Genomic DNA, 344 nt, shown 5'->3' with positions numbered 1-344 from the left:
GGCTGACCCCCGCCGAGCCGCTCGCCCTGTCCTCCATGCGGGCCCGCTCCATCGCCCGTGACCTGGCCCGGCGCCGGAACGGCCATCCGGACCCGGAACACGGGAAGCAGGCGGCCCGGGCGGTCGCGGAGTACGAGTCGTTCGCGACCTCGCTGGCCGTACTGCGCCGCCGTGCCCGCCGGGACGGGGCCGATCCGGACTTCGCCGCGCGGGAACGCGAGCTGCTGCACCATCTGTGGCGGCGCCGGGACGTCGCGGCCCCCGCCCTGACGTACGCGGCCCAGGTCACGGGCCGCGTACGACCTCCCGGGCCGCCCGCCCCGCCCCGGCAGCCCCCGTACGGC

Annotated in this window: 1 pseudogene; it reads left to right on the top strand. The window is 78.8% G+C overall.

What is annotated here, in order from left to right:
- A pseudogene (locus IH13_RS0135430) lies at positions 1 to 344 on the top strand (PrsW family intramembrane metalloprotease); the annotation flags it as partial.

It is taken from the genome of Streptomyces sp. NRRL WC-3549 (assembly GCF_000721935.1).
Taxonomy (GTDB): Bacteria; Actinomycetota; Actinomycetes; order Streptomycetales; family Streptomycetaceae; genus Streptomyces.
Note: the sequence above shows the minus strand (reverse complement) of the source record. Positions and strands in the feature narration are given on the sequence as shown.